Annotated in this window: 20 protein-coding genes; 8 read left to right on the forward strand and 12 right to left on the reverse strand. The window is 61.6% G+C overall.

The genetic code is table 11. From position 1 onward, the window contains the following. The first annotated feature begins 1 nt into the window (after position 1). A complete protein-coding gene (locus tag CRX69_RS23955) occupies positions 2-1081 on the forward strand; it encodes an endonuclease/exonuclease/phosphatase family protein (protein ID WP_107322976.1) in 1080 nt (359 codons plus the stop codon). A 59-nt stretch (positions 1082-1140) separates the two neighbouring features. Here the strand turns inward: CRX69_RS23955 and CRX69_RS23960 are convergent, their stop codons facing one another. The 3 genes from CRX69_RS23960 to hrpB form a co-directional block, all read right to left on the reverse strand. Then, the gene (locus CRX69_RS23960) at positions 1141-2301 is read right to left on the reverse strand and encodes an L-talarate/galactarate dehydratase (RefSeq protein WP_107322977.1); all 1161 of its coding nucleotides are present in this window, start codon (positions 2299-2301) and stop codon (positions 1141-1143) included. A 162-nt stretch (positions 2302-2463) separates the two neighbouring features. Continuing rightward, a complete protein-coding gene (locus tag CRX69_RS23965) occupies positions 2464-3516 on the reverse strand; it encodes a LacI family DNA-binding transcriptional regulator (protein ID WP_047229538.1) in 1053 nt (350 codons plus the stop codon). A 110-nt stretch (positions 3517-3626) separates the two neighbouring features. Then, positions 3627-6143, reverse strand: coding sequence for an ATP-dependent helicase HrpB (gene hrpB, locus CRX69_RS23970; protein ID WP_107322978.1), 2517 nt, complete (start codon positions 6141-6143; stop codon positions 3627-3629). 95 nt (positions 6144-6238) lie between these two features. Between hrpB and CRX69_RS23975 the strand changes: the two genes are divergently transcribed. Together CRX69_RS23975 and CRX69_RS23980 are read left to right on the forward strand one after the other, a co-directional pair. Further along, positions 6239-6658, forward strand: a complete 420-nt coding sequence (locus tag CRX69_RS23975; RefSeq protein ID WP_047229536.1) for a hypothetical protein — start codon at positions 6239-6241, stop codon at positions 6656-6658. A 28-nt stretch (positions 6659-6686) separates the two neighbouring features. Beyond that, positions 6687-7580, forward strand: a complete 894-nt coding sequence (locus CRX69_RS23980) for a cation diffusion facilitator family transporter (protein ID WP_107322979.1) — start codon at positions 6687-6689, stop codon at positions 7578-7580. Between the two features lie 135 nt (positions 7581-7715). Here CRX69_RS23980 and CRX69_RS23985 read toward each other — a convergent pair whose 3' ends face one another. Then, positions 7716-8696 carry a DUF6515 family protein gene (locus CRX69_RS23985; RefSeq protein WP_107322980.1) on the reverse strand — a complete coding sequence of 327 codons (981 nt, stop codon included), beginning with the start codon at positions 8694-8696 and terminating at the stop codon, positions 7716-7718. 415 nt (positions 8697-9111) lie between these two features. Between CRX69_RS23985 and CRX69_RS23990 the strand changes: the two genes are divergently transcribed. After that, entirely contained in the window at positions 9112-9591 is a 480-nt protein-coding gene (locus tag CRX69_RS23990) for an Lrp/AsnC family transcriptional regulator (RefSeq protein ID WP_107322981.1), read from the forward strand. Between the two features lie 93 nt (positions 9592-9684). Here the strand turns inward: CRX69_RS23990 and CRX69_RS23995 are convergent, their stop codons facing one another. Then, positions 9685-10596, reverse strand: a complete 912-nt coding sequence (locus CRX69_RS23995) for a LysR family transcriptional regulator (protein WP_047229532.1) — start codon at positions 10594-10596, stop codon at positions 9685-9687. Positions 10597-10705: 109 nt separating this feature from the next. Beyond that, the gene (mdaB, locus tag CRX69_RS24000) at positions 10706-11296 is read right to left on the reverse strand and encodes an NADPH:quinone oxidoreductase MdaB (protein ID WP_047229531.1); all 591 of its coding nucleotides are present in this window, start codon (positions 11294-11296) and stop codon (positions 10706-10708) included. Between the two features lie 196 nt (positions 11297-11492). On the opposite strand from mdaB, the gene CRX69_RS24005 reads away from it, so the two are divergent. Next, a complete protein-coding gene (locus tag CRX69_RS24005) occupies positions 11493-11807 on the forward strand; it encodes a putative quinol monooxygenase (RefSeq protein ID WP_047229530.1) in 315 nt (104 codons plus the stop codon). Here CRX69_RS24005 and CRX69_RS24010 read toward each other — a convergent pair. Beyond that, positions 11797-12561 (reverse strand): sulfite exporter TauE/SafE family protein, encoded by a 765-nt coding sequence (locus CRX69_RS24010; RefSeq protein WP_047229529.1) that lies wholly within the window; start codon positions 12559-12561, stop codon positions 11797-11799. The two genes, CRX69_RS24005 and CRX69_RS24010, sit on opposite strands and share 11 nt — an antisense overlap. Positions 12562-12778: 217 nt before the next feature. On the opposite strand from CRX69_RS24010, the gene CRX69_RS24015 reads away from it, so the two are divergent. Together CRX69_RS24015 and CRX69_RS24020 are read left to right on the forward strand one after the other, a co-directional pair. Continuing rightward, complete coding sequence (locus CRX69_RS24015) at positions 12779-13663, forward strand: LysR substrate-binding domain-containing protein (RefSeq protein ID WP_107322982.1); 885 nt, start codon at positions 12779-12781, stop codon at positions 13661-13663. Positions 13664-13760: 97 nt separating this feature from the next. Next, complete coding sequence (locus tag CRX69_RS24020; protein ID WP_047229527.1) at positions 13761-14105, forward strand: cupin domain-containing protein; 345 nt, start codon at positions 13761-13763, stop codon at positions 14103-14105. An 88-nt stretch (positions 14106-14193) separates the two neighbouring features. Here the strand turns inward: CRX69_RS24020 and mmsB are convergent, their stop codons facing one another. After that, positions 14194-15081, reverse strand: coding sequence for a 3-hydroxyisobutyrate dehydrogenase (gene mmsB / locus CRX69_RS24025; protein ID WP_047229526.1), 888 nt, complete (start codon positions 15079-15081; stop codon positions 14194-14196). Between the two features lie 10 nt (positions 15082-15091). Further along, positions 15092-16618 (reverse strand): CoA-acylating methylmalonate-semialdehyde dehydrogenase, encoded by a 1527-nt coding sequence (locus tag CRX69_RS24030; protein ID WP_047229525.1) that lies wholly within the window; start codon positions 16616-16618, stop codon positions 15092-15094. 143 nt (positions 16619-16761) lie between these two features. Between CRX69_RS24030 and CRX69_RS24035 the strand changes: the two genes are divergently transcribed. Further along, positions 16762-17709, forward strand: coding sequence for a LysR family transcriptional regulator (locus CRX69_RS24035; RefSeq protein ID WP_107322983.1), 948 nt, complete (start codon positions 16762-16764; stop codon positions 17707-17709). Here CRX69_RS24035 and yfiB read toward each other — a convergent pair. From yfiB to yfiR, 3 genes are read right to left on the reverse strand one after another with little or no spacing between them, the layout of a single operon-like run. Further along, positions 17706-18209, reverse strand: a complete 504-nt coding sequence (gene yfiB, locus CRX69_RS24040; protein WP_107322984.1) for an outer membrane lipoprotein YfiB — start codon at positions 18207-18209, stop codon at positions 17706-17708. The genes CRX69_RS24035 and yfiB overlap by 4 nt on opposite strands. 3 nt (positions 18210-18212) lie before the next feature. Further along, on the reverse strand, positions 18213-19481 hold the full coding sequence (dgcN, locus tag CRX69_RS24045) for a diguanylate cyclase DgcN/YfiN (protein ID WP_107322985.1): 1269 nt from the start codon (positions 19479-19481) through the stop codon (positions 18213-18215). Further along, positions 19478-20053 carry a regulatory sequestration protein YfiR gene (yfiR, locus tag CRX69_RS24050; protein ID WP_076386458.1) on the reverse strand — a complete coding sequence of 192 codons (576 nt, stop codon included), beginning with the start codon at positions 20051-20053 and terminating at the stop codon, positions 19478-19480. Before yfiR ends, dgcN begins: the two co-directional genes overlap by 4 nt. Positions 20054-20116 lie beyond the last annotated feature (63 nt).

The raw sequence follows: 20116 nt of genomic DNA on the forward strand, positions 1-20116 counted from the left end.
CATGACCCGTCTATTGCGCTACACCTTGCTGGGCCTGTTGTTGATTCTCAGCCTGGCCGCCCTGTCGATCTATAGCCTGACCTGGCGCCCACAATCCCGGGAAGCACTGCCGGTCAGTTGCCCCGCCAACACCGCAACGCTCGTGCCTGGCCAGGCCTTGAAGGTGATGACCTGGAACGTCCAGTTCCTGGCCGGCAAGCGCTACGTGTTCTGGCACGACCTGGCCCAGGGTGACGATGAAAGCCCGACCCTCGAAGACATGGCCTTCAGCCTCGACGAAGTGGCAAGGGTCATTCGCGACGAGCAACCGGACGTCGTGTTGCTCCAGGAACTGGACGACGGCGCCAAGGCCAGCGACTACCAGAACCAGCTCAAGTTGTTGCAGGAACGATTGACCGACCTGTATCCGTGCAGCACCAGCGCCTTTGACTGGAAAGCCGATTTCATCCCCGACCCGCATATCTTCGGCAGCGTCGGCCGGCAGTTGGCGACGTTGAGCCGTTACCGCATCGATCAAGCGGAACGGGTGCAGTTGCCGGTGGCCTGGGCCAATTTCATCAGCCGTCAGTTCCAGCCGAAAAACGCTTTGTTGGTCAGTCACCTGCCGCTGAGCAGTGGTGGCCACCTGGTCGTGCTCAACACCCACCTGGAACGGGCCACGCAGCCCGATGAAACCCTGCCGAACCAGGTCAAGGCCGTGAGCAAGGTACTGGACAAACTTGAATCGCGAGGCAAACCCTGGCTGATCGGTGGCGACTTCAATCTGCTACCCCTGGGCCAATACCGGCGCCTGCCAGCCGCGCAGCGCACGCCCTACTCCGCCGACAGCCCTCTGCACCTGCTGTGGGACAAATACCCGATGATCCCCACCAACAACGAAGCCAGCGGCATCGATCGCAGCCACTGGCTGACCCACTACCCGAACGACCCCGGCCTCAACGGCCCTGACCGCACTGTCGACTACCTGTTCTACAGCCCTCGGATCAAGCGGGTCGAGGCTCGGGTGCGGCAGGACGATACCTTGCGTATCTCCGATCATTTGCCGGTGATTGCCCGATTCCTGTTGCCGGCCACGCCGTGATGCCAAGCCACATTCGCCGTCAGACGAGTGTGGCGCTGGTCCGAATCACCCACGCTTGATCAGGGACGAGTACCTGTCTCGGCTTCCTGAACCGTCCAGGGTTTGACTTGTTCGCTCAGCGTCAGTCCCAAACCGGGGCGAGTGGGCACCAGCATCCGACCGTCGCGGGTTTCCAGACGCTCGTTGAACAGCGGTTCAAACCATTCGAAATGCTCGACCCAGGGCTCGGTCGGATAAGCGGCTGCCAGGTGAACGTGCAGTTCCATGGCGAAATGGGGAGCCAGCATCAGGCCCGCCTGCTCGGCCATTGATGCGACCTTCAGGTAAGGGGTGATGCCGCCTACTCGTGGCGCGTCGGGCATCAGGAAATCAGCGCCGCGCTGTTTGATGAACTCGGCGTGTTCAGCAACGCTGGTGAGCATTTCACCCGTGGCAATCGGTGTATCGAACTGCTGCGCCAACGCGGCATGGCCTTCAGCGTCATAGCAGTCCAGCGGCTCTTCAATCCAGATCAGGTTGTACGCTTCAAACTGCCGACACATGCGCTGGGCCGTCGGGCGATCCCATTGCTGGTTGGCATCCACCATCAACGGGAAGTTGTCACCCAAGTGCTTGCGCACCGCACTGACCCGTTCAATGTCGATGGCGCAATCCGGTTGCCCGACCTTCAACTTGATGCCGCCAATTCCCTTTTCTCGCGAGAGGTCAGTGTTCTTCATCAACTGATCAAGCGGGGTGTGAAGGAAGCCACCGGAAGTGTTGTAGCAACGCACCGAGTCACGTTGAGCACCGAGCAAGCGCGCCAGCGACAGGTTGGCGCGCTTGGCCTTCAGATCCCACAACGCCACGTCGAACGCCCCGATGGCCTGGGTCGACATACCGCTGCGGCCCACCGACGCGCCAGCCCAACACAGCTTGGTCCAGAGTTTGGCAATGTCACTGGGGTTTTCCCCGATCAGCGCCGGGGCGATTTCCTTGGCATGAGCGAATTGTCCCGGCCCGCCAGCACGTTTGGAGTAACTGAAACCCAGGCCCTGATGCCCATCGACGGTCTCGATTTCGGCAAACAGGATGGCGATTTCAGTCATCGGCTTTTGCCGTCCGGTAAGGACCTTGGCATCACTGACGGGATTGGCCAGCGGCAGGATGACCGAAGCGACACGAACCCAGGCAATTCGGTCGTCGTCGGAGGACTTGAGTGATTGTTGTTGTACGAGCATGGGGCTCTCCTTGGACAGGCTCTGAAGGCGACGATGATTGCGCAATCATCACGAGACGTAAAAAAGACCTTCGTCGATGCTTCAGAAGGTCTCTTGCCTCGATACTACACTGATTGCGCAATCATTCAATCCCGTAAATCCCCGGAAAATCGACTGCCAGGCTCAGGTACTGGCGCGGTCGATGAACGTGAAGCCGGTGTCAATTCGCACGGGTTTGAGATGGGCGCCGGGATTGTCGAATCGTTCAAGCAGTGCCTCAGCCACTTGCAGGCCAATCCTGCCGCCGTCGACGCTGACGGTCGACAGCGCCGGGTAAACCTGCGCCGCGCTGCTGAGATCCCCGAAGCCCATGACGGCCAGCTCAGCGGGCACCTTCAAGCCAAGGCTGGCGGCTTGCGCCAACACACCTTGAGCCACGGTATCGGAGCTGCACACCACGATGTCGGGGCGCACCGGCAGATCCAGCAGCCGCCGCAGCCCCTCGCGCCCCACCTCCAGCGTGGCGGGGGGCGCCAGGACTTCCATGGGCACCTCTTCAATGCCCTGGCGCTGCAGCTCGGCGATAAGACTGTTGCAGCGACGCAGGCCACGCGGGTCGCTGATGGTCACCACGGAAAAGCGCTGGTAACCCTTTTCAAGCAAATGTCGCGCGGTCTCTTGCCCGACTTTTTCATGGGAGAAGCCAACCAGCATGTCCAAAGGGTCTTCACTCAAATCCCAGGCCTCGACCACGGGAATTCCCGCCTGGGCGAGTCGCAAGCGGCTTGATTCGGTATGAAGCGTACCGGTCAATACGATGCCGTCCGGACGACGACCGAGTACGGCTTCAAGCAGTTTCTCTTCCTGCTCCGCGCTGTAGCCGGTCAGACCGAGCAGGGTTTGATAGCCCGCTTGGGTCAGGCGGTCCATCAGCGATTGCACGGTGTCTGCAAAAATGGAGTTAGCGATGGTTGGAAGGAAAATCGCCACCAGACGACTTTTGTTGCTCGCCAGGCTACCCGCCAGCATGTTCGGCACATAGCCCGATTGGCGCACCGCTTCGCGGACCTTCTCCCGCGTGTTCTCGCTCACCAGTTCCGGGCGATGCAAAGCCCTGGAAACGGTCATTGGCGAGACGCCTGCAATCTTTGCCACATCGATCAACGTCAGGCTCGAACCCCTGGTGGCCAAGGTCATCGGTGCCTGGGAGGTGGGCGCTGCTGGTTTCTTTGCCATGAACTGTTCCGAATCTGAAGCCAAGTAACCGGGACTGCGTATAAAGCAGTTGATGGGTCAGTGAATCTACCATTTGCGCCCCCGTGCTGGCGGGCCAAACCGGCGGTTTATCACTTGCGGGGTTTGATCCGGGCCGTGGCTTCGGCCACCAGCGGATCGTCCGGCCAGTAATGCTTGGGATAACGTCCCTTGAGGTCTTTCTTTACTTCGGCATAGGTGCTGCGCCAGAAATTCGCCAGATCCTGGGTCACCTGCACCGGTCGCCGCGCCGGTGACAACAGGTGCAGTTTGACGACCTGTCGGCCGCCGGCAATGCGTGGGGTGTCGGCCAGGCCGAACAGTTCCTGCAAGCGTACCGCGAGAATCGGCGGGTGTTCGCTGTAGTCCAGGCGAATCGACGAGCCCGAGGGCACGCTCAGATGATGGGGTGCCCATTCATCCAGCCGCTGCGGCAAGGGCCAGGGCAGCAGGTTGTGGACGATACTCGACAGATCCAGGTTGGCGAAATGACTGAGGCGTGACACGCGTCCCAGGTACGGCATCAACCATTGCTCAAGCGTGTTCAGTAGCGCCCCGTCGCTGACATCTGGCCAATCACTCTCGCTCTTGGCCTCCAGGTCGAGCCGGCGCAACAGTGCCACCCGCGCCTGCCATTGCCGCAGCTCCGGCGTCCAGGGCAGCAACTCCAGACCCTTGCGCCGTACCAGATTCACCAGCGCCTGGTTGCGCGCCGACTCATCCAGGCCGGTCAGTGGCTCACGGCTGAGCACCAGTTCGCCGACCTTGCGCTGGCGCTCGGCCCGCAGCACGCCCTCACGCTCGTCCCAATCCAGTTGATCCACCGTGCGCACCTGTTCGGCCAGCACCGAATCAAACAGCGCCGGATCGAAGTCCGTCGCCAGGTAGATCCGTTCTTCCCGCTGCCCCTGACGGCTGCCCAGGTCGGCGATCACCAGCCACGGCTGTTTCATCAGGCTGTCCGCTTCGGCAAACAACGCTGCACGGCCGTTGGCCAGGCGATACTCCGCCCCGCCGGGCCGCCGCTGTTGAGCGACGCGATCCGGGTAGGCCAACGCCAGTAAAGCGCCCAGCCAGCGCGGATGTTCGGGGTCGGCGACGGCGTCTTCGGCCTTGCCCCGCAGGTAACCGCGATATTGCCGGGCCAGTTGCCGCGCCCGCTGTACCCCGCCCTGGGCGCCACGGGCCGCCCGCTCTTCACCGGACAGCAACGCCAGGCGCGTGTGCAGGTCCGCCCCGGCGCCACGCAGAATGTCTCGCTCCCCCAACAGCGCCGCGACGTTGCACGCCATGTCCGCCAGCCCCAGCGACTGCCCGCGCAGCAACAAATGCGCGATGCGCGGGTGAGCCGGCAGTTCGGCCATGGCTTGGCCATGACGGGTCAGTTGCTCGCCGTCCAGCGCGCCCAGGCGTTGCAGCAGCTCCTGCGCCTGGGCATAAGCGGCGGTGGGCGGGATGTCGAGCCAGACCAATTGCTGCGGCGTCACGCCCCAACGCCCCAATTGCAGAGCCAGCCCGGCCAGGTCCGCCGAAAGAATCTCTGCGCTGCCATAAGCGGCCAGTTGTTCGTGCTGGTCTTCGGACCACAACCGATAGCACACCCCCGGCTCCAGACGCCCGGCCCGCCCGGCCCGCTGAGTGGCGCTGGCCCGGGAAATCCGCTGGGTGTCGAGGCGAGTCATACCGCTGCCCGGATCGAAACGCGGCACCCGCGCCAATCCGGCATCGATCACCACCCGCACGCCATTGATGGTCAGGCTGGTTTCGGCGATGTTGGTGGCCAGCACCACTTTGCGCTGGCCGGGCGGCGCCGGGTCGATGGCCGCGCGTTGGGCGGCGAGGTCCAGCTCGCCATGCAACGGACAGAGCAGCACATTGCCGCCTTCACCCAAGGCATCGGCCAGTTGCTGATGAACCCGGCGGATCTCCGCTTGCCCAGGCAAGAACACCAGCACGCTGCCGGTTTCATCGTGCAGCGCTTCCAGCACGGTCTGCACCAGGCGCGGCTCGATGAACTCGCCGGGCTGGAACGGCCGGCCCCAGCGCACCGTCACCGGGAACATGCGCCCCTCACTGCGCAGGATCGGCGCGTCGTCCAACAACCCGGCCAGGCGCTCGCCTTCCAGCGTCGCGGACATCAGCAGGATTTTCAGCGGCTGGTCGTCGCGAAACAGCTCGCGGCCATTGAGACTCAAGGCCAGGGCCAGGTCGGCGTCGAGACTGCGTTCGTGGAATTCATCAAAAATCAGCAGCCCCACACCCTCCAGCGCCGGGTCGTCCTGCAAGCGGCGGGTGAGGATGCCTTCGGTGACCACTTCAATGCGGGTCTTGGGGCCCACCTTGCTGTCGAGACGAATTCGGTAGCCGACGGTTTCACCGACCTTTTCCCCCAGCTCGCTGGCCAGTCGCTCGGCCGCCGCCCGTGCCGCCAGGCGCCGGGGCTCAAGCATCAGAATCGTCTGCCCGGCCAGCCAGGACTCATTCAACAGGGCCAAGGGGACGCGGGTGGTTTTACCAGCGCCGGGCGGCGCTTCGAGCACGGCTTCGTGACGCGACGCCAAGGCTTGACGCAGGGCAGGTAAAACTTCATCAATCGGCAAAGAAATCATGCTGGCTCCAAAACAGAGGGCCGAGTATAACGGCGAACTGTTTAGCGTGGTCTGGACTCCAACCAGCAACGCCTTTACCTGCTCAGGAGATTGCTATGCGTATTCCCTTTCGCGTGATCGGCGGCGTTCTGGTCGCCTCCCTGCTGACCCAGATCAGCGCCTGCGGCTCGATCTTCTACCCCGACCGTCGCGGCCAGATCGACGGCAAGATCGACCCGGCGATTGCCGCGCTGGACGCCGTCGGCCTGCTGTTCTACATCATCCCCGGCCTGATCGCGTTCGCCGTGGACTTCGCCACCGGGGCGATTTATTTCGAGCCCGGCAGAAGCGTCCAGATCGAGCCAGAAAAACTCAAGCCGGCGATCAACGCCGACGGCAGCGTCAACAACCAAAAGCTGCAAGCGATTTTGGAGAGCGAACTGGGCCGCAGTTTCCCCCTGGACGACCCACGTTTGATCCAAAGCAAGGGCAACGCCCAGCAACTGGCCGCCCTCGGGCTTAAACCGGCCGCGTGATGGGCGCTATTGAAGGAACGACCGCGCCATGACCACCAGCACCGAACATGCCCGTCTGCTGCGTCTGGCCACCCGTGCTTCGGTGGCCGTGGCGCTTATTCTGGTCGTTGCCAAGGCACTGGCCTGGTGGCTGAGCGGCTCGGTGAGCATGCTCGCCGGCCTGACCGACTCGGCGCTGGACGGCGTCACGTCGCTGCTCAACCTGCTGGCGGTGCATTACGCATTGCGCCCCGCCGACGAGGACCATCGTTACGGCCACGGCAAAGCTGAGTCCCTGGCCGGCATGGCCCAGGCATTGTTCATCGGCGGCAGTGCGGTGTTGATTGCGCTACAGGCGTTTGAGCGTCTGAAAAACCCGGTCCCGGTGGAAGCGGCCTGGCTCAGTGTCGGCGTGATCGTATTCTCCCTGGGGCTGACCCTGGCCTTGTTGGCGCTGCAACATCGGGTCGTCCGCGCCACCGGCTCCAACGCCGTGCGCGCTGACTCGCTGCACTATCGCTCGGATCTGTTGCTCAACGGCAGCATCCTGGTCGCCCTGGTGCTGGCCGGGTTGGGCTGGCATCAACTGGATGCCTGGTTCGGCCTGGGCATCGCCGTCTACATCCTGTGGAGCGCGATCCAGATCGCTCGGGAAAGCTTCGCGGTATTGATGGATGAGGAACTGCCGCCCGACGTCAGCCAGCGCATGCTGGAACTGGCCTGCGCGGTGCCCGGGGTACTGGGTGCCCACGATCTGCGCACGCGGATCTCAGGTAACCATTGGTTCGTGCAACTGCATCTGGAACTGCCGGGAGAACTGACCCTGTCCGTAGCCCACGGCATCAGCGACCAGGCCGCCGATGCCATACACCGCGCCTATCCGAAGGCGGAAGTGTTGGTGCATGCCGATCCGTCGGAAGTGGTGAAGCGCACCAGCGCCTGACGCCGAACACAGAACCCCGTGGCGAGGGAGCTTGCTCCCGCTGGCCTGCGCAGCAGGCCCAATATTTTACGGTCGCTGCGCAACCGAGCGGGAGCAAGCTCCCTCGCCACAGGGGAGTGTTTTTCTTTCGAGTGATCAGTACGTCACCTGATACCCACGACTGCTCAAGCAACTCCCTTGGGCCTGACGATAGGTCTGTACCACTTGCGGCGCGGGCGGGTAGGTGTAGTTGCGCGGATCGAAACCGCTCTGCTGCACCGCCCAGCGATAGCATTCGTAGCCATCCTGATTGACCTGCTCGGGAGACTGGCCGTTGGCTGGATAAGCCACCACATCGTAGCTGTTGCCTTGGGGCTGGGGCTGCGGGTTGCTCACCGGCGCGTCAACGACGACGTAGTCCCGGGTGTTGGCTTCGTAGATGTAATAGGCACCGGCGGCGAGGAAAAACAGCGAGCCGCCGATCCAGACTTCCCGGGCATAATCGGGCAGATAACGGGTACGGATTCCGCGCGGCGGCTCAACCACGATATAGCGCGGCCCTTGGGGGCGATACCAGTAACCGCCCGAATAAAAATAGTCATGGCCACGGTAAGGCACGCGGTAGTGACGATCCGGAAAACGATCGATTACATACCCAGGACGATATTGCGGCCCCGGCCCCCAGCCGTTGCCATGACCGTCCGGCCGACCGGACCAGTGCTGATCAGGGCGAGGGTCATGGCTGGGGCGTGGCCCACCGCTCGGATAACCATCACTGCGGCGCGGAATATCGCGGTAGTAACCCGGCCTCGGCTCCTGGGTCTGGGTCACGCTGTCGGGGCGGCCCTGGATCGGCAGGCTGTTACCCGGTGGCTGCGGCGGACGACCATTGGGGTCTTGCGGCGGGCGGTTGTAGGGCTGGCCGCCTTGAGCGTGAGGCTGGACCTCAAACTGGCGGCTGTTGTCGCCGCGAATGATCTCGTTGCTCTGTGGCCGGGGTTGGCCTGAATAACCCTGGCCATTGCCACCTCGCCCGTCCGGGCCGCCACGATTTTGCTGATCGTCGGCCACTCCCTGCGCACTGACACTTGCCCACAACAGACCAACACCTGCCAAACGCCAGATGCGCGACTTCATGAAATTCCTCACAACGGTTCAGGGCCTGATGAATGAGACTGGAAAAGCCTAGGCCGGTTCTGCGACAGGTTATCAGTCGCCGCCATTATTTCGCAGGCATAAAAAAGGGAGGCCCGTCGGCCTCCCCTTGAGAACTTCGTCCGTGCGCGACGCTTTTGACGTCGGCTCACCTCACGCCGTCTTCTGGACAGTGTGCAGCTCGGGGGTCTGCCAGACACCGGTGGGTGCTGCGACCGCGGCCGGCCGGATTAGGCGGGCCGCACTGGACTGTTTGTCCGAGCAGTGATCTTGGTGATAAGAATAGGCTCGGAGCACCGACGAATGATTGCGAAGATTGCGTAAATAAACATCACTTGCGCAATTTTTTACCTGCGATAGATAATATCCAGCAATTATCCAGACAAAGGCCCGACCAATGAGCAAACTCGACCGTTACGACCTGAGCATTCTGGCGGAATTGCAGCGCGACGCGCGCATCTCCAATCAGGAGCTGGCCGAACGCATCGGCCTGTCGCCGTCCCCCTGCTCGCGGCGGGTCAAGCAATTGGAAGACGACGGCTACATTACCCGTCAGGTCGCCCTGCTCGACCGCAAAATGCTCGGCCTGAGCCTGACGGCCTACGTGCTCATCGGCATGGACCGCCACACCCCTGAACGTTTCGAGAACTTCGAAGCCGCCATCCGCAATTTGCCCCAGGTGTTGGAATGCAGCCTGGTGACCGGCATGGATGCGGATTACCAGCTCAAGGTCGTGGTGCCGGACATGGACCATTATCAGAAACTGCTGCTGGGGCATCTGACCCGGATTGACGGGGTCACCAGTGTGCGGTCCAGCTTCGTGTTGAACCAGGTGCTCAACAGCACCGAACTGCCGCTGACTCATCTGCGCGCCTGACGACAAACGAGCGCCGCTTCACAGCCGCTCACCGACGTACGCGCGCATCGGCCAGCCCCCGAACCCAAACCACACTCGCCTTGAAGCCACGAATCAGCCTTTGAATTCCCGCGAGGCGTATTCGGCGAGCTTGCCCTGGATAAAGTCCAGAAAGCACTGGATCCTCAGGGCCAGTTGGGAGTTGCGGTAATACACCGCGTTGATCGGTTGGCGATATCCGCTGTTGGCATCGGCCAGCAGCACCTTGAGCCGGCCGGCACGGATGTCTTCACGGGTCATGAAGTCCGACAGGCACGCTATGCCCTGCCCTTGCAGCGCCAAGTGACGCACGGTTTCGCCACTGGACGCGCTGATGGCAGGCTGGATCGGCCAACGATCACCGTGCTCGTGACGCAGCGGCCACTGATTGAGGCCCTCATTCTGGGCAAACCCCAACAGTGCATGCCGGGCCAGTTCGGCGACAGTGGCAGGTGTACCGTGCTGCTTCAGATAGGCCGGGCTGGCCAGGATATGCAGCGGACTGCACCCCAGGGATCGGGCATGTAGCGTCGAGTCGCTGAGGGTGCCGATGCGGATCGCTATGTCGGTACTTTGCTCGAGCAAATCGATGATCAGGTCGTTGCTGTTGAGTTCGAGCTGGATATCCGGGTAGAGCCCGCGGAACTCTTCGATATGCGGCACGATAGCGTGCAACATGAAAGGCGAAGCCGCATTGATCCGCAACCGCCCCGCAGGGTTTTTCTGGCGAGACGACAGGCGCTCCTCCAGCTCATCCATCTGGTCGAGAATGCCCTTGGCCTGCTCGAAGAAATACTTGCCCTCTTCGGTCAGGTCCATGCGCCGCGTGGTGCGGTTGATCAGCGTGGTATCGAGCTTGGCTTCCAGGCGCGACAAGGTACGACTGACCGCAGACGGCGTCTGCCCGACCTGCTCGGCGGCGGCGGATATCGACCCGCACTCGATCACGCAGACGAAAATCTGCAATTCGTCGGATCTGGCTTTCACGTATCCCCCTGTCGACTGCGCTCTCTTGTGGCGAGGGAATCTATCCCCGCCGGGCCGCAAAGCGGACCCGAGCCCCAGGATAGTATCGGGATACGTGACAAAAGAAAGGTCACGCCTTCAGGCCGAACACCTCAATCAAGTGCTGCTCATAACGCGCCACATCGGCCTCGATATTCGGGCGTTTCATCACGTCCACAGACAGGAAGGTTGGCAATCCGCTCATGCCCAGGAACTGGTTGGCCTTGTGGAACGGGAAGTACACAGCGTCCACACCCTTGGCTTCAAAGAAGTCGGTCGGGTCATCGAAGGCTTGCTGCGGGGCGTTCCAGGTCAGCGACAACATGTATTGCTTGCCCTGTAACAAACCACCGCTGCCGTATTTCTGCGAAGCATCGGAGCGGGTGCGACCGTCGCTGGCGTAGAGGCTGCCATGGCCTTCGGTGAAGACCTCATCGACGTATTTCTTGACGGTCCACGGTGCGCCCATCCACCAGCCTGGCATCTGGTAAATGATCACGTCGGCCCAGAGGAACTTGGCGACTTCTTCCTTGATGTCGTAACCACCGTCGATGAACGTGGTTTTCACATCGAACCCGCCACGGTCCAACACGCTGACCGCCGCATCATGGAGAGTGGCGTTATAGCGACCGTCGGAGTGAGCGAATTGTTTACCACCGTTGAGCAGCAGGACTTTTTTCATGGAGAGCCTCATCGGATTCCAGGGGACACGGTTGAACGGTCACCCAATGGAAAGATTGAAAATGATGGCGGCAGAGTACCGATGAGCTTGCGGCGGAGTAAGCGCTGCAACGGCAAAACTGATTTGACCTATACGCACGAATAGGCAGCCAATTCTTGCCGTAGCATTCGCATACTTTTATTCAGGAGCCACTCCGATGAGCGAATTGCACGGTTTCATTTTGCACGCCAAGACCCGTCCGGAAAAAGCCGAAGCCTTCGAAACGCTGTTTCGTGCCTACGTGGAGCCGAGCCGTGCCGAACCCGGTTGCATCGAGTATCACATGCTGCGAGACCGGCAAGACCCGACCCTGTTTATCTTCTATGAGATCTGGCAATCCCAGGCTCATCTGGACGTGCATTCGAACCTGCCGCACATGAAGCAGTTTTTCGAACAGCGCATGGAGTACCTGGAGCGCGATTTCGAGATCCGCCGCGTCGACATGCTCAGCCCGTCCTCGGCTAGCCGCTGATCAGCAAATGGCCGCCGAGCACAGCGAGGCCAATGAAAAACACCCGCCTGAACAGCACGGCGCTGATGCGCTGACGCAGCCATTGCCCCAGCCACATCCCCAGCAGCGCCGGCGCCAGGGCCAGCACCGAAGCACTTAATTCGCCACCGCCCAAGGCGCCGCGCCACAGCAGGCCGGCCGCCAGGGCCAGTGTCGAAACCGTGAATGACAACCCCAACGCCTGCACCAGTTCGTCCTTGCTCAAGCCCAACGCTTGCAGGTACGGCACCGCCGGGATGACGAACACACCCGTCGCACAAGTGATGAGGCCAGTGAGCAGACCGCACAACGGCGCTGCCCACGGCTCAACACTGGCAGCGACCCGCAATGTCGGCAGCAACAGCCCGCTCAGCGCGTACAGCAATAACGCGCCACCCAATGCTCGCACCGCCCAAGGTCCCCCCACCGTATCGAACCACAACGTGCCCAGAGCGGTGCCGATGCAAATCGCCAGCAACAGTGGCCACAAGCGCCTGATCAGGGTTTGCAGATGACCGCCAAAGGTCAGTTGCCAGATATTGGTCAGCGTGGCCGGGATGACGAGCAACGCCGCAGCCTGTGTCGGAGCCATAGCCAGGCCGAGCAGGCCCATGGAAATGGTCGGCAGGCCGAGGCCGATCACACCCTTGATGGTGCCGGCCAGCAGGAAAGTGCCTATGACCAGCAAAGAAAGGGCAGGGCCAAGATTTTGATAGAAAGCCATGAGTGTGTTCATGGGGCTATCGTGGGCCCTGGCGGTCGGGTTTTGAATCTGCCATATACTGAGATAGCCTCTGGCCGAGCAAGAGGCTGAAGAATTTGCTGAGGCTGTAGACGCCATCGCGAGCAGGCTCGCTCCCACCTTGGATCCTGCATTGTTCTCGTGGGAGCGAGCCTGCTCGCGATGACAATGTTCCAGACACCCCAGAACCCGGCACAGGATCACATCCCCCATGCACTTCGACCTCACCGACCTGCGCCTCTACCTGCACATCCTCGACACCGGCAACATCACTGCCGGCGCTGCCCGCAGCCATCTGTCCCTGGCAGCGGCCAGTGCCCGGGTCCGGGCCATGGAGGCCTCCCTGGGGATTGAATTGCTCGAACGCGGGCGGCGCGGTGTAACACCCACATCGGCCGGCCAGGCACTGGCGCAACATGCCCGGGTGTTGCTGCAACATGCCGAACACCTGCAACAGGACCTCGGCGAATACGCCCGCGGCGTCAAAGGCCGGGTGCGGTTGTTGTGCAACACCAGCGCCATGACCGAATACCTGCCGGAATTGCTGGCCGACTTTCTCAAGGCCCATTCCAACCTCGACATCGATCTGCAGGAATTGCCCAGTTCACGGATCACCCATGCGCTGCGTCAGGGTGCGGCGGACCTGGGTATCATCTCCGACGCGGTGGACACCGCCGGCCTTGAAACCCGCCCCTTTCGCGATGATCCGCTGGTATTGATCCTGCCCTCGGAACATCCCCTGGCTGACGGTCGTCCGCTGAACTTCAATGAGACCCTCGGCCATGATTATGTAGGCCTGAACGCTTCCAGTGCGCTGGCGATTTACCTCGAAGAACAGGCGCTGCACACCGGACGACGCATGCACATTCGCATTCGCGCCGACGGTTTTGATGGCGTGATTCGCATGGTCGCTCATGGTGCGGGCATTGCCATCGTGCCAAAGGCCGCGATCGCGCGGCGCCCGCCCGAACCTTCCTGGCAATGGGTCTCGCTGCAAGAGGCCTGGGCTCAACGCTCACTGCGGCTGTGCGCCCGCCGCTTCGACAACTTGCCCGCCTACGCCAAAGCCCTTGCCACGCACCTGACCGCTCGCTGATGCGCGCTTCTGGATAGGCCGGTGTCGAGCACAGGCATCTGCCCGATCATGTCGCGCGTTAGGGTGCCTGCTCTCTTCTGTCCCTTTCGGAGTTCACATGACCGCCCCCATCACCGTCCTGCGCGATACCCATCCGCTGCCCGTACTCGATGCCTGCAAATGGGAAAAACTCGAAGGCGATCCGCACACCGTCAACCTCAACGCCTACACCAGCGAAGACGGCAGCAAGATCATGGGCACCTGGATCTGTACACCGGGCAAGTGGCGCGTCGACTATGTGAAGTGGGAGTACTGCCATTTCCAGGAAGGCTACTGCATCATCACCCCCGATGGCATGGAGCCGATCCATCTGCGGGCCGGTGACATCTTCGTCATTGAGCCTGGCATGAAAGGCACGTGGGAAGTGGTCGAGACCGTGCGTAAATACTTCGTCTTTGCCTGAAACAAAAAACCGAGAGACCACCCGACATGGTCTCTCGGAAAACAGCTTTCCAAATTGCACAGGCTCTGTGGCGTCGGTGCCCCAGCTCTTATTGCGGCTTGCGATAGCTGTTAACAATCGCAGAAAAATCCTTGCCGCCCTCGCCCCGCTGACTCATCGCCTGGTACAACTGCTGCGCAACCGCGCCTAGCACCACCGGCTGATGAACCTGCCGCGCCGCTTCGGTAGCCAGGCCCAGGTCCTTGAGCATCAGCTCGGCACCAAAGCCCCCGGTGTAGCCACGGGACGCCGGTGCTGTTTCGATCACGCCAGGCCACGGGTTGTAGGTGTCCGAACTCCAGCAACGGCCTGTTGAGCTGTTGATGATCCCGGCCAGTACCTGCGTATCGATCCCCAGGGCATCGCCCAGGGCCATGGCTTCGCTGACGCCTACCATGGAAATCCCCAACAGCAGGTTGTTGCAGATCTTGGCGATCTGCCCGGTGCCGACGTCGCCGCAATGCACGATATTACGGCCCATCTGCGCCAGCACCGGTTGCAGGGTGGCGAACAATTCAGCGGTGGCACCCACCATGAAGGTCAACGTGCCGGCCGCTGCGCCACCGGTGCCGCCGGAGACTGGCGCGTCGGCCATTGCTACGCCTTGTTTGGCGGCTGCGGCGGCAACATCGCGAGCGGTCTGCGGGTCGATGGTGCTGCAATCCACCGCGGGCGTACCGGCGGCGATGCCGGCCAGTACACCGTCGTCACCCAGCCAGACACTGCGTACATGAGCAGCAGCCGGCAACATGGTGATCACCAGGGCCACGCCCTGGGCCGCATCGCGAGGTGAGGCGCTGATGGTGCCGCCCAATGTGGCCAGTTCAGCCAGCACCGTCTGGTTCAGGTCGAACAGGTTCAGCGAGTGGCCGGCCTTGAGCAGATTGCGCGCCATGGGGGCGCCCATGTTGCCCAGACCGATAAATGCGATCTTCATGTCCGGCTCCTTAACGCAGATTGATGGTGGTGTTCACACCGTCATTGACGCTGTCATCATCGAACCAGCGTGCGGTAACGGTCTTGGTCTGAGTGTAGAACTGCACCACTTGTTTGCCGTATGGGCCCAGGTCGCCAAGCTTCGAACCACGGGAGCCGGTGAAGCTGAAAAACGGCACAGGTACCGGAATCGGGATGTTGATCCCCACCTGACCGACGTCGATTTCGCTCTGGAATTTACGCGCCGCCGCCCCGCTTTGCGTGAACAGGCCGGTGCCGTTGCCAAACGGGTTGGCATTGACCAGGGCGATTGCCTGATCAAGGGTGTCGACTTCCAGCACCACCAACACCGGGCCGAAGATTTCTTCGGTGTAAATACGCATCCTGGTAGTCACGCCGGAAAACAGGGTCGGGCCGACGAAGTTGCCTTGCTCGAAACCCGGCACGCTGATGTCACGGCCATCAAGTTCCAGCTTGGCCCCTTCCTGTACGCCACTCTCGATCAATTCAAGAATCCGCGCCTTGGCCCGCTTGGAAATGACCGGGCCGACATCCGTGCCCGGCTCACTGCCGGCGTTGACCTTGAGCTTCTGCGCCAGAGCCTTGAGCTCGGGCAGCCATTGTTTGGCCGCGCCCACCATGACCACCACCGAAGTGGCCATGCAACGCTGGCCCGCCGCCCCGAAACCGGCGCCGACCAAAGCATTGAGGGTCTGTTCGCGATTGGCATCAGGCAACACCACCGCATGGTTCTTGGCGCCCATCATCGATTGCACGCGTTTGCCATGCCGACCCGCCAGGTCATACACGTGGGTGCCGACCGCCGTTGAGCCGACAAAGGAAACCGCCTTGATGTCCTTGTGGGTGCAGAGGGCATCCACCACATCCTTGCCGCCATGCACCACGTTGAGCACGCCCGCCGGCACGCCAGCCTCGATGGCCAGCTCCACCAGCAGCATGGTCGACAGCGGGTCCTGCTCCGACGGTTTGAGCACGAAGGTGTTACCGCAGGCGATGGCCATCGGGAACATCCACAGCGGAATCATCGCCGGGAAATTGAACGGGGTAATGCCCGCGCACACACCAATCGGTTGGCGCAACGTGTAGGTATCGACGCCGCCGGCAACGTTCTCGGCAAACTCGCCCATTTGCAGGGTGCCGATGGAACAGGCGTGTTCGACCACTTCCAGGCCACGGAAAATATCGCCCTCGGCATCAGCGATAGTCTTGCCCTGCTCGGCGCTCAGTACGGCGGCGATGCGTTTGGAGTGCTCGCGAATCAGCGCCTGGAGCTTGAGCATGATGCGCATCCGCGCACCGATGGGGGTCAGCTTCCAGGTCTGGAAAGCACGCTGGGCGGCGGCAATGGCGGCATCGACTTCCGACGCCGTGGCGAACGGGACTTTCGCCAGTACCTGCTGGGTGGCCGGGTTGACGATGTCGTGCCATTCGCTGGACTGGGATTCAACCCACTCGCCGTCGATCAACAATTTTACGGTTTGCAGGGCAGTGTCGCTGGGCGTAAGGGAAACGTTCATGCTGGCCTCCGGGACTTGTTCTTATAGAGAGCGCTGGTTCAGCACAGATCAAGGTGCATAGACAGACACCTTGGTGATGAGACGGTTTTTGGAGTATAGATGTGCAAACTTCTAATAAGAACGCACATAAAAACCGGTCCATCATGCAAAAAAACATCACCTCCCTGGGGTCGCTGAATTGGGACGACCTCAAGTTTTTCCTCGAAGTGGCCCGCACCCGCAAGGCCAGCACGGCGGCCAAGCGCCTGGCCGTCGACTACACCACGGTGTCGCGACGCATCAGCTCGCTGGAAACGTCATTGGGGACGCTGCTGTTCGAAAAATCCCGGACCAACGGTTTTGTCCTGACCGCCGAAGGCCAGCGTCTGCTGGGTTACGCCGAATCGATCGAAAGCACCCTGCACATGGCCTGCGAACAGGTGTCAGGCTCTGGGGTGGCGTTGTCCGGCCACGTGCGCATGGGCTGTACCGAAGGCTTCGGCAGCTTCTTCATCACGCCGCAACTGAGTCATTTCGTCGATGCCTACCCGGCCATTTCCGTGGACATCCTGCCGCTGCCGCACTTCATCAGCCTTTCCAAGCGCGAAGCCGACATCGTCATCGCCCTCGAACGCCCCGAACATGGCCCGTATGTGTGCTGCAAACTGTGCGACTACCGACTGCAGCTCTACGCCACCCAGCCATACCTGGACAGCCATCCTCCCATCCACCGACCGGCGGACCTGAGCAAGCATTCGTTCATCAGCTACGTGGATGATTTGGCGTTCAGTTCCGAGCTGCTCTATCTGGCGAATGTATTGCCGGGCGCCCATGCTCACCTGCGCAGCACCAGCGTGATTGCGCAGTTCGTGGCAGCGCAGCAAGGACGATCATTGGCGATCCTGCCGTGCTTCCTCGCCGCCCAGGATCCGCGCCTGCTGCCGGTGCTGCCGGAGGAAATCACCGTCACCCGGCAGTTCTGGATGTACTGCCGGGAGGATTTGAGGAAGCTCAAACGCATCACGCTGTTGTGGGATTACATCCGCGAAGTGACTGAGCAGAATCAGCCATTGTTGATGGGCGAGAGCCGAGAGATGGTATTCGCCGACTAGTCGGCGATGACCACGATGGCGACGCGACGGTTTTCGGTGCGCCCCTCGACCGTGTCGTTGGAGGCCACTGGCCTGCTACTGCCCAGCCCCCGTGTTTGAACGTTTTCTTCGCGCATGCCCACGCCAATCAATACCTTGCTCACGCTGTAGGCCCGACGTATCGACAGTTGTTCGTTATAGGTTTGCGAGCCTGATGCGTCGGTATGACCATCGATCCGCACCCGCTCGATTCCGGCGCCCAGCAGAGCCTTGCCGATTCGCTCGACAATCTCGGTACTGGCCGGGTTGAGGGTTTCCACATCGCTGCCAAACAGTACTTTGCCGGACAGGCCGAAAGCCCATCCCTCATCGGTCAATTCGAACCCTTGTTGTTTGAGCACGGCGACTTGCGCCGGGGTAAGACCTTTTTGGGGTGTCGTCTGGCAGCCGGACAGGGCCAGAACGGTGATGAACAAAAGCGCGGCGAAGCGCTGCAGGGAGAGTTGAGGATATAGGCGCACGAGTCAGCTCCTGGCTTGAAGATCAGCAACCGGGTGCTCCGACCCAGCCGTGTGTTGACCGCCTCTGGCGAGGCGTTTGGCCTGATACATCGCCGCATCGGCGGCGTTGAGCAAGGCGCCTGGTGTAGCGCCATGATCAGGATAAACGGCGATGCCGACACTCAGAGAGGTCAGCACCGAGGCATTGCCGGGCAATTGAATGGGCATTTCCATGCTGGCTATGATTTTCTCGGCAATCCGTTCGGCATCCTCGGTCCGGTGCAAGGGTGCAAGCAGCACGGCAAATTCGTCCCCGCCCAGGCGCGCCACCAAGTCACCTTCACGCAACTGCGCCCGGACCCGTGTCGCCACCGCCGTCAGCACCGCATCACCGGCAGCATGGCCGAAGTTATCGTTGATACCCTTGAACCGGTCACTGTCCAGATAGAGCACGGCGACCTGCTCGTCGAGTTTGTTGGCATTGCGCAGTGCACGGATCAGCCGGCCTTCGAAAAATGCCCGATTCGGCAATCCGGTCAGGCTGTCGTGACTGGCCTGGTGAGCCAGGGTTTCGTTCTCGCTTTGCAGGTGGGTTTGCCAGGACTCCAGCTCATCAAGCAGCGCGTTGAAGTCATTGCCCAGGTTATCCAGTTCGGCGATAGCGGCCGGCGGTACGCGTCGGTCGAGGGCGCGTTCGCTGCGCGCGGCATGGGCCACCTCGGCGAGGCTGCGCAGCGGCCCGGTGATTGCGCGTAACTGGCGCCGCGCCAGATACAACGCCACCCAGGCGCTCACCGCCGTGCACAGGACAATTCCCGCCAGGCCGCTAAGCAAAAACCGCAAAAGGCTGCCGCCATGTCCCGACAGTAGAACTGCGCCTATATTCTGTCCCTGATGGATGATTGGCAGGCTGATGGGCTTTTCCAGGAAGGTTTTGGCGATGTGCCTTTCCAATTCCGACAACAAGCCGGTTTCCGGTCGCTGCCAGCGAGCCAGCAGACGCCCATGCTCGTTGAACACCTCGGCATCGGCGACCTCTTCGGTGGAGGCAATCACAGCCAGCGCCTCGGTCGCCGCCACTGAGTCATCGAACACCACGGCCGCTTCAACGGTATAGCTGATCGAGCGGGCGATCAGGTGCAGGTTGTGATCGGCATAGACTCGCAGCGCCAGTACACCAAGCAACGTCAGGGAGACACTGGCCATGGTGATCGCCACCAACGCGACAATCAGGTGACCGCGACCAATGACCGAGCCCAGTGTGGGACGGATCCGTGCCGTGGGCAGATTCATGGGGCTGCTGGCCTGCGACGTGAAAGCTGTAAAACGCTGGGGTGAATGCGCACGCCACTGCGCGCCACCGAATCCAGGTTGACCTCGAACGAGACCTGTTCGTCAGCGACCCGCAGACAGAACAGGCTACCGACGGTGCACTGATCGCCGCCTTCACTGATGCTCAACACAGGTTTACCGATCAAGGACGCGAACAGCCGGGTGCGCTCGTCATGGGTCAATCTGCCGATGTAGATCGCGTTGCAATCAGTGGCAATACTGGGGTGGTCGGCCAGCACCCGCTGCACAGTCACAGGCCGGCCAGTGGCCTGAGTCGTACCCTTGACCAAATCGTCTGTGTATTGAGTCGGCCCGACAATGCACAGCTGCAATTGCGCTGGTTCCACGGGCCAGCGGGCGTAGCTGAGAATTCCCAACACAACCTGGGTGACGGATTCGGCCCGCTGTTCAGCCCGGGTCGTGGTGGCCTGATCCTGGGCGACAACCACAGGCGCCAGTAAGCACAGCAGGCCGGCAAGCAAATATTGCCTCCAGCCCTTGCGGCGCACTGTCTCCTGAACAGCCACACTCATGGAAAGTCTCTTGGTCGATGCAATAAGTGCCGGAAAGATAGCACAGTGCCAAAAAGCCAGCGA

The organism is Pseudomonas rhizophila, from assembly GCF_003033885.1.
In the GTDB taxonomy this organism is placed as follows: Bacteria; Pseudomonadota; Gammaproteobacteria; order Pseudomonadales; family Pseudomonadaceae; genus Aquipseudomonas; species Aquipseudomonas rhizophila.